This window comes from Azotobacter chroococcum, assembly GCF_004339665.1.
Taxonomy (GTDB): Bacteria; Pseudomonadota; Gammaproteobacteria; order Pseudomonadales; family Pseudomonadaceae; genus Azotobacter; species Azotobacter chroococcum.
Map to the genome: position 1 here is coordinate 141,109 of NZ_SMMU01000001.1, position 15,447 is coordinate 156,555.

11 protein-coding genes are annotated in these 15,447 nt (G+C 63.9%); all 11 read left to right on the top strand.

Translation table 11 applies throughout. The annotated features are described in order from the left end of the window. Positions 1 to 15 precede the first annotated feature (15 nt). The 11 genes from EV691_RS00610 to EV691_RS00665 all read left to right on the top strand — a co-directional run bounded on the left by EV691_RS00610 (position 16) and on the right by EV691_RS00665 (position 15,429). Positions 16 to 1,107: a glycosyltransferase family 2 protein gene (locus EV691_RS00610; RefSeq protein ID WP_131297968.1), complete on the top strand. Its 1,092-nt coding sequence runs from the start codon at positions 16 to 18 to the stop codon at positions 1,105 to 1,107. Between the two features lie 451 nt (positions 1,108 to 1,558). Next, positions 1,559 to 2,710, top strand: a complete 1,152-nt coding sequence (locus tag EV691_RS00615) for a polysaccharide biosynthesis/export family protein (protein WP_131297966.1) — start codon at positions 1,559 to 1,561, stop codon at positions 2,708 to 2,710. A 1,082-nt stretch (positions 2,711 to 3,792) separates the two neighbouring features. Further along, positions 3,793 to 5,004, top strand: coding sequence for an outer membrane beta-barrel protein (locus tag EV691_RS00625; RefSeq protein ID WP_165496532.1), 1,212 nt, complete (start codon positions 3,793 to 3,795; stop codon positions 5,002 to 5,004). Between the two features lie 68 nt (positions 5,005 to 5,072). Continuing rightward, positions 5,073 to 5,612: a polysaccharide biosynthesis/export family protein gene (locus EV691_RS00630; RefSeq protein WP_089168385.1), complete on the top strand. Its 540-nt coding sequence runs from the start codon at positions 5,073 to 5,075 to the stop codon at positions 5,610 to 5,612. Between the two features lie 93 nt (positions 5,613 to 5,705). Beyond that, on the top strand, positions 5,706 to 7,940 hold the full coding sequence (locus tag EV691_RS00635; RefSeq protein WP_131297964.1) for a GumC family protein: 2,235 nt from the start codon (positions 5,706 to 5,708) through the stop codon (positions 7,938 to 7,940). Positions 7,941 to 8,017: 77 nt separating this feature from the next. Then, on the top strand, positions 8,018 to 8,743 hold the full coding sequence (locus tag EV691_RS00640; RefSeq protein WP_131297962.1) for a tyrosine-protein phosphatase: 726 nt from the start codon (positions 8,018 to 8,020) through the stop codon (positions 8,741 to 8,743). A gap of 117 nt (positions 8,744 to 8,860) precedes the next feature. After that, positions 8,861 to 10,408 carry an undecaprenyl-phosphate glucose phosphotransferase gene (locus tag EV691_RS00645; protein WP_131297960.1) on the top strand — a complete coding sequence of 516 codons (1,548 nt, stop codon included), beginning with the start codon at positions 8,861 to 8,863 and terminating at the stop codon, positions 10,406 to 10,408. 90 nt (positions 10,409 to 10,498) lie between these two features. Then, on the top strand, positions 10,499 to 11,977 hold the full coding sequence (locus EV691_RS00650) for a hypothetical protein (RefSeq protein WP_207390175.1): 1,479 nt from the start codon (positions 10,499 to 10,501) through the stop codon (positions 11,975 to 11,977). Next, positions 11,974 to 13,236, top strand: a complete 1,263-nt coding sequence (locus tag EV691_RS00655; protein ID WP_131297958.1) for an oligosaccharide flippase family protein — start codon at positions 11,974 to 11,976, stop codon at positions 13,234 to 13,236. Before EV691_RS00650 ends, EV691_RS00655 begins: the two co-directional genes overlap by 4 nt. A gap of 14 nt (positions 13,237 to 13,250) precedes the next feature. After that, entirely contained in the window at positions 13,251 to 14,168 is a 918-nt protein-coding gene (locus EV691_RS00660; protein ID WP_131297957.1) for a glycosyltransferase family 2 protein, read from the top strand. 124 nt (positions 14,169 to 14,292) lie between these two features. Continuing rightward, entirely contained in the window at positions 14,293 to 15,429 is a 1,137-nt protein-coding gene (locus tag EV691_RS00665; RefSeq protein WP_131297956.1) for a glycosyltransferase family 4 protein, read from the top strand. Positions 15,430 to 15,447 lie beyond the last annotated feature (18 nt).

Sequence of the window (15,447 nt, forward strand, 5' to 3'; positions counted from 1 at the left end):
ACGCCAGAAAACGCCATGAACGCAGAAAAAGTCAGCATAATCATACCTGTCTATAATGTCGAAAAATACCTTGCCGAATGCCTGAACTCCGCCATCCAGCAAGACTACGACAACATAGAGATCATCGCCATCAATGACGGCTCCACCGATGGCAGCCTGTCAATACTTAAGGAGTTCCGCAGCAAGCACGAAAACATGATTGTCAAAAGCATTCCGAACCAGGGATTGTCGACGGCCAGAAACACGGGCCTTGAAATGGCGACCGGCGAATACATTCTATTCCTGGACAGCGACGACTTCATAGAGAAGCATACCGTATCCACCTGCATGAGGCACCTCAGACAACACCAGACGGATATAGTCTTCTTTTCGACGACCCTATTCTTTGACGGAATCAGCGAAGCTCTGGAGAGCCAACTCAAGGCTGAAAGAGCTGCCGTACTGCAAAACGAATCCTGCTCGGCACACTCTTTCTTCACCCAATCGATAACGCTCAGAAGATACCAGGTTTCGGCATGCCTCTACATCTACAGAAAAGACAAGCTGAGCAACATAACATTCCAGCCAGGCATAGTGCATGAGGACAGCTTATTCACGACTAGGCTGCTGCTCGAGAACGACAACATAAAAGTCACCTGCATCATCGACAAGCTTTATAATCGGCGTGTCCGGCCAGAATCGATCTTGACTCAAAGAAAACATGACAAGCATGTAGAGGGATTCCTCGTCGTCGCCGAAGAACTGCTAAAATTCGACCTGACAAAAGAAAAAAGCGAAACAGGAGCGGCATTGAATCAATTCGTCGAATCCATACTGAGACGTGCGTCGCTCACATACAGAGTGATTTATGGAGGTAAACTCTCCTATGACATGAGAAAAAAACTGATCATCCTGTACTCGAGAACAAGACCGACCTCCAGGAAAATAAGAAAATTTGTGCCCCATATTTTCCCGGAGCTGCTGACAATGAGAAAGCTGTTAATACCTTCGGCGCCCAACCAGCCCGCCTTTCCTGAAAGTCAAACCAAGCACCATGAAGCGGCAACTCCACAAATAATATCGGGTAATACGACGAACAAGACTGGCCAGAAAGACGAAGTGGCTTGAATGCCCGGACTCCTCATGAGACTCATCACATTCACTGGCAGCAGTCGGCCGGCGGTCATAAACCGGGCCCGGGCTGGCGACTTCAGATGCCCATAACCGGCCAAGCCCAGTGGCAACTGCCTGTCCGACTGTCAGGCCAGTTTGCAGCCACCTGCGACACGACCTAGCCTTTGATGGCCCACGTTGTGTGAAGGGCTCTCCTTTTCTGCGATGGAGCCTGAAGCATGAAAACACTCCCACCCTGCCTGTTGCCGAGCCTTCCCGGCCAGGCCATTGCCGGCGAGGCAGCCACTGCAACCCTCGGCCACCAAGGCTCGACGGACACCGGGAGTCCCCCATAGCGGGAGCGACCAGGCCGGTCGGTTGTGGCATCCGCGTGTGCCGGTCGCCCGGTTCCACATTTCCCCATCGATCATCCGAAACAGGTCTTCATCCCCGCGCACCACGGCCCATGGAGGGATTTGCCTTGTCCGTCCTGCATACCGGCAGCTCGCCGGCGCACCGCACACTCGCCGTCATACTGGCCGCTACCGTCGGCCTCCAGGGCTGCATGTTCTCCCCCGGGCAGCACCTCGACACTTCCGACCTTCCGCACAAAGGCCCGCCGGACAGCCCCCGCTTCGAGCTGGTGCCCATCACCCCGAGGCTGGTGGCGACCCAGAAGGCGGCCCGCATCGTCGAGACACTGCCTGCCGAACTGACCAGCTACGCCCCCGGCCCCTACGTGATCGGAGTCGGCGACGTGCTCAGCATCACCGTCTGGGAGCACCCGGAACTGACCACCCCGGCCGGCGCGCAGCAGACACCCGACGCCAACGGACGCCCGGTGCGCCCCGACGGCCGGCTGTTCTATCCCTACATCGGCGAGATCGAGGCTGCCGGCCTGACCATCGAGGAACTGCGCAACAGCATCGCCGAGCGGCTGGCCCGCTATATCGAAAGCCCGCAGGTGGACGTCGCGGTGATCCGCTTCGGCGGCCGCCGGGTGATTCTCACCGGCGCCTTCGGCACCACCGGCCCGTTTCCCCTGACCACCGTCCCCATGACGCTGCCGGCGGCCGTCGGTCAGGCGGGCGTAGGTGGGGGAGCCGACATTGCCAGACTGATCTTCAAGCGTGACGGCCAGGAGTACCGCCTCGACCTCGACGCCCTCAACCGCGGCGGCGCGGAGCTGGACCGCATCTACCTCAAGGACGGCGACCAGCTGCACCTGCCCAGCAGCGACAGCCGGCGGGTCTTCGTCCTGGGCGAGGTCAACTCGCCCGGACCGCTATCCTTCAGGAGCCGCAACATGAACCTGACCGAAGTGATCGGCTCGGTCAGGGGCCTGCGCCAGGAAACCTCCGATCCACAGGCCGTCTACGTGATCCGCGGAGTGCAGGATCCCGAACGGGACACGGCTCAGATCTTCCAGCTGGATGCCGACTCGCCGGTCTCCATGGTGCTGGCCGCGCACTTCCAGATCGAGCCCCAGGACGTGGTCTACGTCGGTGCGGCGGGCATCACTCGCTGGAACCGCTTCATCAGCCAGCTGTTCCCCTCGGCCACCTTCATCAGCACAGGAAGAGGCGTGGGAGATGACATCGATGCGATAACCGAATGATTCTGCCCGGCAAGCATGGATGCAGGCCAGGTACGCATGCGGGCCGAATCGCGAATCGCCGGCCGCCTCCGGGATGCCGGCCTCGGTACGCGCCCCTCCTCCGCCCCCGTTTCCAGCGGCAGCCGGACGCGGGGTAGCCGGCAGTTCAGGGTCGCCTCCACGGCCACCCGACCCTCCCTCCCCGTGGCCAGCCACGGACACATCCCCGCCTTTTCGCCCCCCATGCCCGGCATCCCTGCAGCCGGAGCAATGCCGCCCGACCACCACCCTCTCCAGATTCATCCCTTCGCCATGACGATCCGTCCGGATGCGATTTTCCGACAAACGGCGCCATCAGATGTCATTTTGCCGCACCCCTATAGGGCCAGTCATCTCTAAACCACAAATAACAACTTGATTTTATTGAATTTTTATTAAAGCCACGGCACTCGTAGCGAGCTCCAGAATCCAGGCTCCCGCAAAAAAACAATGGGCCCAGAGCATAAAAACTCGATTTTTCAACGGAACTTTAAAGCCCCTCGCAAATCCCTATGCTCCGTCATGTTTTTTGACACATAAGACGCAAGAGAAAGAGATTCGTCAAAAAACCGGCATAAAAAGCGCTAGGAGCTTCAAGAAAAGCGAAGGACCGCGTAGTTCGAAGTAGAGCCTGCCCGACAGGCCCATGAGCCCAGACTCCCCGAAACAAGCCCCCTTCTTCCTTGTGGCATCCGGATGCAGCTCCTCTCTAGGGAGCCACTGCAGGCTCTCGCCTGCACGAAAAACAGTGTTTCCACGTCCTCAGGATCGAACGCCAAATCCTGGGGCGGTAGCGTGCCTGAAGGCCCGTCCATGCCATTCAACGAGGATGTTCGACATGCAAACCCTTTCCAGCCTGTTCCCCGCGCAGCGCCCGGCCCTCGCGGCCGGTACCGCTGCCGAGCCGAGCCAGCGCGACCAGCGACGCGCCGGGCAGCGCTGGAGGCGGTGAGGCCGCAACGACCTGAAGCACTCGACCGAACCGCATTGCAGCAGTGCATTTTCCGCCCGAAGCCATGCATCTCCTTCCCCGGCACCAACCAAGGAAAGGCCACAGGGTCCCCATGAGCCAAAGACATCACTTCCACGGACTGGCGGTCGCCATCTCGGCAGCGACCAGTGTCTGTACCGCCTGGGCCGTCGAATCGCCCAGCATCGAACTGGCCGATGGCGTGCGTTTCACGCCCAGCCTGCAAGTCCACGAAAGGTATGACGACAACTTTCGCGCCGTCGAAGATCACGTGGAGTCTTCCTGGATCACCACCGTCAGCCCCACGTTCACCCTGAAGGCGGAAGGCCACAAAAGCCATTTCGAGCTGAAGTACCGCTCGGACAGCGAGATCGTTCATTCCAGCCATGACGACGACAACACCGACCACTACCTGACGGCCGAGGCGGCCCTGCAGTTCGACGTCCGCCATCGCCTGAAGCTGAATGCCGGCTACCAGCGGATCGAGCAGATCGACTCCGAGAACTCGGACAACTACGCCGACGACCGCCCGAACAACACCTCGAACGACGAGAACGACAAGTACAGCATCATCAGCGCCGGCGCCCTGTACAGCTTCGGCGCCCGGGGGGCGCGCGGGCAGATCGACCTGGGCGTCAAGCACGAGAAGCTGCGCTACCAAAACCGCAATCACGTCAACGACGATCTGGAGCGCGAGTCGACCACCCTGAACGGCGTCTTCTACGTCCGGGTAGCGCCGAAGACCCGCGCCCTGCTGGAGGCCCGCTACACGGACCACAACTACCTCTCCTACGACGCGCGCAACAGCGAGAACCTCGCCCTGCTCGGCGGCCTGGCCTGGGAGGCCACGGCCAAGACCACCGGCACCGTCAAGATCGGCGGCGAGAAGAAGCGCTTCGAGGAGTCCGGCATCGACGACATGTCGACCTCCATGTGGGAAGTCGGCATCGACTGGAAACCGCGCAGCCGCTCGACCTTCAGCCTGGCCACCCGCCAGGCCATCGACGAGAACTACGAGTCGGGCATCGGCGCCTCCGCGGTCAAGAGCACCAGCACCACCCTGGAGTGGAAGCACGACTGGAGCGCGCGCCTGTCCTCCAAAACCGGCTACACCCGCAGCGAACGCGAGTACCAGGACTACGATCGCGACGACGACTTCGACGCCTTCGAGCTCGGCCTGACCTATAAGCTGCGCCGCTGGCTGAACGTCGGCATCGGCTACAAGTACGCCAGCAACGACTCCAGCCGCGTGGGCGAAAGCTACGACCGCAACATCTACCTGTTCAGCATCACGGCCGGCCTCTGACAGCCTGCCGCACGCCACCGCGGGCGCGTGCGGCATGCGCCGGCACAACTCGAGAGAAACCAAGCATTATGGTCATCCGCCACTTCCTCTATCCGATACTGGGCTTTCTGCTGCTCAATGGCAGCCTGGCCCTGGCCGAAGGCAACGCCACCTACCGGCTGGCCTCGGGCGATGTCATCCGCATCAACGTGTTCGGCGAACAGGACCTCAGCATCGAGGAAATCCGCCTGACCGACGCCGGCTCCTTCTCCTATCCCTTCATCGGCGAGGTCCAGGCCAGGGGCAAGACCGCCGCCGAACTCGAACAACTGCTGACGGCCAAACTTAAGGGCGATTACCTGATCGACCCGCGCGTCTCGGTCAGCGTCCTGAAATACCGCGAGTTTTACATCAGCGGCGAGGTCAAGCTGCCCGGCGGCTACCCCTATCAGCCCGGCCTCACCCTACGCCGGGCGATCGCCCTGTCCGGCGGCCTCACCGAGCTGGCCTCGACCGGACGCATCAGCATCATCCGCGAGCAGGACCCGAGCCGCACCCCGGAAAAGGCCAGCCTGGACACCCCGGTCCATCCCGGCGACAGCATCACCATCGATCAGGGGTTCTTCTAGGCCGCTTCCCGGCCGGGGAAAGCGACAGCAGCCGCCAGAACGCACCTCGCAAGCCGCTCCTGGCCTGCCCACTATCTTCAAGAGTTTTCAAGCATGGACATGAACGCCCAGATCCCCGCACGGCCCTGGCTCGCCCGGAGCCAGGCCGACGACGACGAAACCGATCTGCAGCAACTCTGGCGGACCCTCTGGCGCCGCAAATGGAGCATTCTCTCGCTGGTCGTGGTGGCCGTGGCGGTCGCGATATTCGCCGTCCTGGGCATCACCCCCGTCTATCGGGCCGGCGCCACCCTGATGATCGAGGAGAAACAGGCCAAGGTGGTCTCCATCGAACAGATCTACGGCCTCGATGGCAGCGGCAGCGGCTACCTGCAGACCCAGTTCGAGCTGCTCAAGTCGCGCGCCCTGGCCGAACGCGTGGTGCGGGAACTCAGCCTGACCAGCCATCCGGAGTTCGATCCGCGCCAACAGCCCGAGCCGCTGCTCGACATCCGCGGCCTGTTCGCCGTTGCCCTCGGCAAGATCGCTCCCGGGCCCCAGCCGGAAGACCAGGAAGAAAGCCCCGAGTCGGCAGAACTGCGGATCTTCAGCGAGGTCACCCGGGCCCTCATGGCACGCATCAACATCGAACCGATGGGCAAGAGCCAGATGGTCAGGGTCCAGGTCGACATGGCCGACGCCCGCCTGGCCGCCCGCGCCGCCAATGCCCTGGCCACCGGCTTCATCGAGAGCCAGATGGAGGCGACCATGAAAATGTCCGCGACCGCCACTGCCTGGATGAACAGCCGCCTCGGCGAACTGCACAACGAGCTGAAGGAGGCCGAGGAGCGCCTGCAGGCCTTCCGCGAGAAGGAGAACCTGGTGGACGTGGGCGGCGTGGCCACCATCAGCGCCGCGGAACTGTCGGCCACCAGCGACCGCATGATCGACGCCCGCCGCCAGCGCGCCGAGGCCGAAAGCCTCTATCGTCAGGTCCAGGCCAGCCGCGGCGCCGGCTGGGAACACCTGGCCAGCATTCCGGCGGTCCTCGGCGACCCGCTGATCCAGCAGTTCAAGGCCAACGAAGCCCAGGCACGGGCCAAGGTCGAGGAGCTGGCCAAGCGCTACGGCCCCCGCCATCCGGCCATGGAGGCCGCCCAGACCGAACTCGCCGCCGCCTCCGCCAGCCTGCACGGCCAGGTGGAACAGGTGGTCGCCGGCATCCAGCGCAACTACCAGATAGCCATCGCCAACGAAGGCTCGCTGCGCGCCTCGGTGGAGACCAACAAGGCGCAGATCCAGAACATCTCGCGCAAGGAGTTCAGGGTGCGCGAACTGCAGCGCGAAGTGGAAGCCAACCGCGCCCTCTACGAAACCTTCAGGACCCGTCTGAAGGAAACCACCGCCACCGCCGACCTGGAAACCGCCAACGCACGCGTGGTCGACATGGCTTCCGTGCCGAGCATCCCGATCAAGCCGAAGAAATCCCTGATCGTCGCCATGGCCGGTCTGCTTGCCCTGTTCGCCGGCATCGGCATCACCCTGCTGCTGGATGCGCTGAACAACACCTTCAAGTCCACCGAGGACGTCGAGAACAAGCTCTACATGCCGGTACTGGGCATCCTGCCGCTGATCAGGAACAAGCAGCGCAGCCAGCTGGCCCACCTGTACGGCGACAACGAGGAAAAAACCTTCTCCGAAGCGATCCGCACCATCCGCACCGGGGTGATCCTGTCCGGCATGGACCGGCCGCACCGGGTCCTGGTCATCACCTCCTCCATCCCCAATGAAGGCAAGAGCACCGTGGCCAGCAACCTGGCCTTCGCCCTCGGCCAGATGGAGAGAATCCTGCTGATCGATGCCGACCTGCGCCGCCCGACTCTGGCGAAGAACTTCGCCTTCCCGCTCGGCACGCCCGGTCTGGCCAACCTGATCGCCGGTACCGCCCGGCTCGATGAATGCATCCGCCACGTGGACGGCATCGACATGATCGCTGCCGGCGCCGTCCCGCCCAATCCGCTGGAACTGCTTTCCTCGCCGCGCTTCGCCAAGGTCATCGAGGTGCTGAAGAGCAAGTACGAGCGCATCGTCATCGACTCGCCGCCGACCCAGGCGGTCAGCGATGCCACCATCCTCGCCACCCAGGCCAACGCGCTGATCTACGTGATCAAGTCCGAGGCCACGCCGATCCCGCTGGCGCAGAAAGGTATCGGCCAGCTGCTGCAGAGCAACACGCCGATCACCGGCGTGGTGCTCAACCAGGTCGATGTGCAGAAGGCGCACCAACACGGCTACAGCTACGGCGGCTACTACGACTACTACGGCTACAGCAAGAACCAGCAAGCCTGAGCCGACCGTTCTTCCCCTGCCGATCGCTCCCTCGCCTCCGCGCGGGAGCGCAACTTGCCCATACCCTGACCACCGCCATGATCGATCTGCACAATCACCTGCTGCCCGGCCTCGACGACGGCGCAACGGACCTGGAAAGCGCCCTGCAACTGGCTCGCCTCGCCGTGCAGGACGGCATCAGCCACGTCGTCTGCACCCCGCACATCCATCCCGGCCGCCACGACAACAGCCCGGCCGGCATCGAAACCGCGCGGGCCGGACTGGCTGCGGCCCTGGAACGGGCCGGCATCCCCCTGCGCCTGGGCGCGGCCGCCGAAGTCCGTTTCGGCCTGGAAGTGATGGACAGCTTCAGCCGCGGCACCCTGCCTTTCCTCGGCGAATGGCAGGGCAACCGGGTCCTGCTCCTCGAGTTTCCCCCCGGCGAATTTCCCTTCGCCGCCGAACGCCTCACCCAGTGGCTGCTGGAGCGCAAGGTCGTGCCCATGATCGCCCACCCCGAACGCAACAAGGCCCTGATGCGCAGCCCGGCCAAGCTCAAGCCCCTGCTGCTGCAGGGCTGCCTGTTGCAGGTCACGGCGGACTCCGTTGCCGGACGCTTCGGTCCTGCCGTCCAGGCGTTTTCCCATGCCCTGCTGGAGCAGGATCTGGTCAGCGTCCTGGCCAGCGACGCCCACGACCCGCGGCACCGCCCGCCGCGGCTGGGCGAAGGCCTGGAGCACGCCGCCCGCCTCGTCGGCGAGGCCCGGGCCGAACGCCTGGTGAGGCATATCCCCTGGCAGATCGCCCAGAGCCACTTCGCATGAGCGGCGGCCTCGCCAGCCAGCCGACCCGGGCCGCGTAGCAGAGCCCCCACAGATTCGCAGACCGGCAGTACTCCGTCGCAGACGGAACGCCCCTACCCAGAAAAGGCAGGTTTCAGGATGACAGCCGACAACTTCACCGCAGCCCCCGCAACCGGCAAGGCATACCCCCACAGGACCGCCTCCGGCGAACCCCATGCGCGCACCACGGCCAGCGTCTCGCTCCGGCGCGCCCAGGGAAGCACCGGCGCGGGCGGCCGCCCGCTCGGTGCCCGCCACATCGCCAGCCAACCCGACCTCGCCCTGCCCGGCGGCCGCGGCCTGACCTTCTGGGGACAATGGCTGGTGGCCACCAGCCTCGCCACCCTGCTGCTGTGCAGCCTCGCCCAGCTCAAGAACGGCGAACTCGACACCCCGTACCGGATCCTCGCGGTCATTGCGGTGCTGGCCTCGGTGCCGATCTATTCGCTGCTCGGCGTCTACCACAAGCGGCACGGCTACCTGAGCGGCCTCGCCCGCCTGTGCGCCGGCTGGCTGCTGCTGCTCGCCGCCCTCACGCTGCTCGCCTTCGTCACCAAGACCAGCGAACTCTTCTCCCGCGAGGTCATCCTGAGCTGGGCCCTGGCGGGCCTCGCCCTGCAGGCCGGCACCTTCCTGCCGCTGCATCGCCTTTCCCGCCGCTACCACCGCAGGCTGCAGGGTGAACGCACCTCGCTGATCGTCGGCACCGGCGAACTGGCCCTCGACCTGGCCGAGCGGCTGAGAATCAACAACGAGCCGCTGCTCGGCCTGGTCGCCCCGATCGGCGGCGCGCGGCCGGGCCACAGCCTCCATCCGATCATCGGCGACACCACCCAGCTGCGCGAGCTGATCGCCGAGCACGACATCCGCCGTCTCTATATAGCCCTGCCGCTGGCCGAGGCCGAGCAGATCAAGGGCCTGTACATCGACCTGCTCGACGCCAGCGTCGACGTGGTGTGGATACCCGACCTGGCCAGCCTGATGCTGCTCAACCACTCGGTCGGCGAGATCGACGGCCTGCCGGCCCTTCACCTCAACGAAAGCCCGCTGACCGCCTACCCGACCGCCGCCTTCAGCAAGGCGGTGATGGACCGCACCCTGGCCCTGCTGGCGATCCTCGCCTTCAGTCCGCTGATGCTGGTCATCGCCGTCCTGGTCAAGCGCTCCTCGCCGGGGCCGATCCTCTTCAAGCAGCAGCGCCACGGCTGGAACGGCCAGGTCATCAAGGTCTACAAGTTCCGCTCGATGCGCCTGCACGCCGATGAGCAGGTCAAACAGGCGACCCGCGAGGACCCGCGCATCACCCCGATCGGCCGCTTCATCCGCCGCACCTCGATCGACGAGCTGCCGCAGTTCTTCAACGTGCTGCAGGGGCGCATGTCGCTGGTCGGCCCACGCCCCCACGCCGTGGCGCACAACGACTATTACACCGGCAAGATCGACGCCTACATGGCCCGCCACCGCATCAAGCCCGGCATCACCGGACTGGCGCAGATCAGCGGCTGCCGGGGCGAGACCGAAACCCTGGACAAGATGCAGCAGCGGGTCGAGCTGGACCTCGCCTACATCAACAACTGGTCGCTGTGGCTGGACATCAGGATCCTGATCAAGACGCCCCTAAGCCTGCTCTCCAAGGACATCTACTGAGCACGCCGCAAGGCGCTGGCGAGCCAACGGCCAGCCAGCAACCAAAAAGCGCCAAAGCATTCGCACCCCACGGTAAAGATCCTCGAAATCATGGAAGCCATCCCTATCGCGCTGTTCTGGGGACTTGCCCTCCTGGGCCTGTCCGGCAAGAGTCATGTGCTGCTGTATCTGTTCTTCGGCACCATGCCATTCGGCGCCTTTGCGGTAATACCGCCGGCGCTGACCGGCGGCCTGACCCTGACGCCGACCCCCATGCTGGCGCTGCTCATCATCATCCGCAGCCTGTGCAGCTGGGGCGGCCTGAAGTTCTTCGCTGCGGCGGCATATTCACGAAAACGCCTGTTGCTGCTGTTTCTCTTCTGGCTGGTGGCGATAGTGACCACGATCTTCATGCCGCGCTTTTTCGCAGGCGAGGTCTCGATCATCCCGGTGCGCCTGGAGCAATTGGTGGTCGCCACCACCGGCGAGCCGCTCAAGCCGACCACCCAGAATTTCTCGCAGCTCGCCTACCTGACGATCTCGATTTTTGCGGTGTTCGCCTTCGCCCGCATGCTGCGTGACCCCGTCCAGCGCCAGCACGCCCTGTCCGCCATGTATCTGGGCGCGGCGCTGACGGTGTTTACCGGCCTTCTGGATTTTCTGTCCCAATATGTCGCGCTCGATGGCCTGCTGAGCCCCTTCCGTACCGCGACCTACGCGCTGATGACGGAGGCGCAAACGCTCGGCGGCAAGCGGGTCGTCGGACTCATGCCGGAGGCTTCCGCCTATGGCGGACTGTGCATTTCCTTCCTGTGCCTCATCTATTTCCTCCGCCATGCCATGACGGACCGCTGGCTGCGCGAGCGCGCCTCTCCGGCACTCGCTGCGCTTCTGGTGCTGTTCATCTGGCTGTCGACCTCCTCCGGCGCCTATGTGGGGCTGGCCGTGTTCGGACTGATTGCGGCGATGGAGTGGGCGTGGCGGAAAAATTCGAAGTCTGCGGATACCTTCGCGCGCAGGAGGCTCGGTTTCGAATTCTGGACGGCCTTTTCGGCGCTACTGGGTTTGAGCCTCGTACTCCTGGTCAATCCATCCCTGCTCGACCCCATCGTCGAGAAGATCGATGAGATGGTGCTCAGCAAAAGCCAGACCCGCTCCTATGAAGAGCGCAGCATGTGGACCGCCGTAGGCTGGCAGGCGCTTGCCGATACCTGGGGCCTGGGCGTGGGCATCGGCAGTACCCGGACCTCGAACTTCGCCGCCGCGGTGTTCAGCAATACCGGCGTGATCGGCGGCCTGCTGTATTTCGCCTTCGTATTGCAGACGCTGCTGAGCAGGCTGCCTTCAAGCGCCGACGGGGTCAGCCGGGCGATGCTCAGGGGCGTCCATCTCGCCTATATCCCGGCGTTCATCATAGGGCTTCTGGCCGGCACCACCGCGGACTTCGGCAGCTACAACGCCTTTCTCTACGGCGTGTCCCTGGCACTCACGATAAGCGCCGCCAAACAAGGCCATCGCCCTGTCGAGAACCCAGGCAGCGCCACAGCCATCGCCCCGCCCTTCAACCTGCGCTACAGACTACAAAAATGAGCAGCCTGGAACTCACCGACAGCCGGCAGTCGCGCGCCGACTTTGTTTTCGTCTATATCGCCTACGCGCTCCGCTACCTCTATCTCCTGCTGCTGATCCCGTTTTACGGGCGAGTGCTGGGTGTCGAAGGCTACGGACTGGTGCTCGCCGCCATGTCGCTGATGAACATGGTCTGGCTCTTCGTCAACTGGGGTTTCTCGACGACGGGTACACGCGCCATTGCCACCGCGGCTCCTGCACGCTATGCGGAACTGTTCGCCGAGCATTTCATGGCGCGCGCGATCCTTGGCGTCATTGCCGTGCTCGGCGCGGCCATCGCCATCGTCTTGTCCCCCGTCCTGTCGGCGGACCCGCTGACCGCGGTTCTGGCCCTGGCGCTGGGAATAGTGTCGGCCTTCAACCTGGGATGGTATTTCACCGGCAGCGGCCGCCCGCGCAGCTCGGTGAAACTGGAGGTCCTGGGCTTCGCCATCAGTCTTCTGCTGATATTGACACTGGTGCGAAACCAGGACGATGCCGATCTGGTCCTCGCCTCGCTGCTGTGCTCGGGGCTCACGGCGCTTGCCGTTGCGCACTGGTGGATAAGGGACGAAATCGCACGGCCGCCGCTCGACCTGAAAGCCGGCTTTGCCCTGATTCGCTCCTCCAGCACGATCTTTCTCTACAGCGGCAGCTCCGTGCTGCTGATCGCCTCTTCGACCTATCTGCTCAGCATCCTCTCCACCCAGGCGGAGGTCGGGGCCTTCGGTGCGGCAGAACGCCTGGTCGCGGTCGGCCTGAGCGTGATGGGCCCCGCGGGTCAGATCTTCGTCCCGCGCATCACGGCCATGTTCCTCCAGGATGCGAATGCCGCCTATGGCCTGGTCAGAAAGGCCATGTTCCTTCTGGTCGGCATAGGGCTTTGTGGTCTGGCCTGCAGCCTTCTGCTCGGCCACTGGATCGTGCCGCTGATCTTCGGGGCAGGCTTCGAGAGGAGCGTGCCGATACTTCAATACCTGGCCTTCGTATTCCCGCTGAGCGCCATCAGCCTGGTATTGAGCAGCTATGTACTGATTCCGCTTCACAAGGAAAACACGCTGGCCAGAGTTGCTCTTTTTGGCGCAGCCGTGAACTTGCTATGTGCGATCCCGCTGGGCATTGCCCATGGCGCCCAGGGCATGGCCATCGCCCGGATAGCCGGCGAACTGGTCGTCCTGGTCGGCCTGATTCGTTCATGCCGGGAAATGGGCATCCTCGCCCGCCTCTTCGACTTCAGATAAATGGACGTTCTCCAATGAAAGCATTCGTCATCGTCGCCACCAAAGGGCGCGCCAGGGAAACCTATGTCCTGCTCGACTATCTGGCCCGCCAGACGCTCATGCCCTCGCATATCATCGTGGTCGGCAGCGAACCCAGCGACATTCAAGGCCTGGATAACCATCCGCTGACCGCCGATGGGCAAGTGAGCCTGCTGCTGGCGCGCGCCAGTGCGACCACCCAGCGCAATGCCGGACTGGATGCCCTGCTGCCCCATGTGGATGCCCTGGCGCCGAACGACTGGCTCGTGGCGTTCTTCGACGACGATTTCCGGCCCGCGCCGAACTGGCTGGAAACTGCCGCGACGGCGATGCAGGACTGGAAGGAACTGGCCGGCCTCACCGGCCATGTGCTGGCCGACGGCATCAAGACCGAGCGCGGGATTCCGGAACAGGACGTGCCGCACTATCTCGGCGGAATCAGACAACCGGAGCCGCACTGGTCCAACTCGACCGAAACCCGGGTTCTCGAGGGGCTCTATGGCTGCAACATGGCCTTTCGCGGCATCGTGGCCCGCAACACGCGATTCGACGAAAACCTTCCGCTTTATGGCTGGCAGGAGGACTACGACTTCGCCAATCGGGCACGGCGCCATGGCGTAGTGGCGCTGGTACCTGCCTGCAAGGGGGTTCACATGGGCGCCAGCTCCGGCCGCACGAGCGGAGTGCGCTTCGGATACTCGCAGATCTCCAATCCGATCTATCTCGCCAGGAAGGGCACGATGTCCTGGCGCACGGCGGTCACGCTCATGGCGAAGAACATGCTCTCCAATCTGCTGAAAACCCTGACGGGGGTGCGCATCAAGGACTTCCCCGGACGCCTGCGGGGCAACCTGCGTGCCTGCCTCCATCTCCTCTCGGGAAAACTCGATCCGCTGCGCGTGCTGGAGATATGAAAACCGCAGGCCCGTCTCGCTCCCCGGATATTCGCAGCGCCGCCATGAAGCGCCAATTCCGGGTTTCGCCCACAACAGAGGAAGGACAAGCAAATTGCATCAGCGTCTGACCGCTGGCGGAAACATGTCCGCCGCCACAGCATCGCGTCGATCGCTGCCCCTGAGCAGAGTGGGGATCGATGGCGATGCCCTGCGCACGCCGCTCTCCGGGGTTGGCCAGTACGTGTTCAACCTGTGTCGTGAACTGGATCGCCTGTTGCCGGACGTACAGTTCTTCGTCTACACGCGCCTTGCCCCCGAACAGATCGCCCTGCCCGCCGCGCGCTGGATAGTGCGCCGCGAGCCTTCGCCGCTCGCCCGCAAGCTGCCCTCATTCCTCTGGCTGAAAACCCGCGGAGCCGAAATGGCGCGCCGGGACCGGCTGGACGTGTTCTGGGCCGGCCGGACCATTCATCCGGGGCGGCGAGTCGCCCGCCGCGTGGTGGCGACCGTGCACGACCTCAATCACCGCCTCGTGCCGGAAACCATGGAATGGGCGACCCGCTTGTCGCACATGGTCTGGTTCGACCGCGACGTGCGCAGCGCCGATGCCATCCTGGCGAACTCCCAGGGCACGTCGAACCGCCTGCTGCGCTGGGCCGGCAGAGCGGCGGACGGCATCGTACGCCCGGGCGTCCGGGCGGAGTTCCGGCCGCTGGACGCAGCCGAACGCCAGGCGGCGCAGATCGCCCTGGCGCCGCTGGGCATCGAGCCGCCCTACGTGCTGGCGGTCTCGACGCTGGAGCCGCGCAAGAATATCGGTGCGCTGGTGGACGCTTTCGTGCAGCTCAAGCAGCGCGGCGAACTGGCCGGCCACAAGCTGGTACTGGTCGGCGCCCGCGGCTGGCAGAACCGGGAACTGGCGCGCCGGATCGCCGAAAACCCGGCAAACGACATCGTTCTGCCGGGCTATGTGCCGGACGAACTGATGCCGGGCGTGTTCGCCCTGGCCGACGTGCTGGTCATGCCCTCCCTGTACGAAGGCTTCGGCATGCCGGTTCTCGAGGCCCGCGCCGTGGGCACGCCGGTGATCGTCTCCAATGTGCCCGAGCTGAAGGAAGCCGCTGCCAGCCAGGGCCGGGTAGTGGCCCCGAATGCCGAAGAAATCGCCGGGGCGCTGCTGCAGATCCTGGCAGTTTCGCCCGACCAGCGGCCGAACGCTCCGGGCAAGGTCCAGAGCTGGTGCATGTCGGCCCAGCTCATGGCGAAAGCCCTGAGCTAGGCCGCTGCCTTCGGCGCT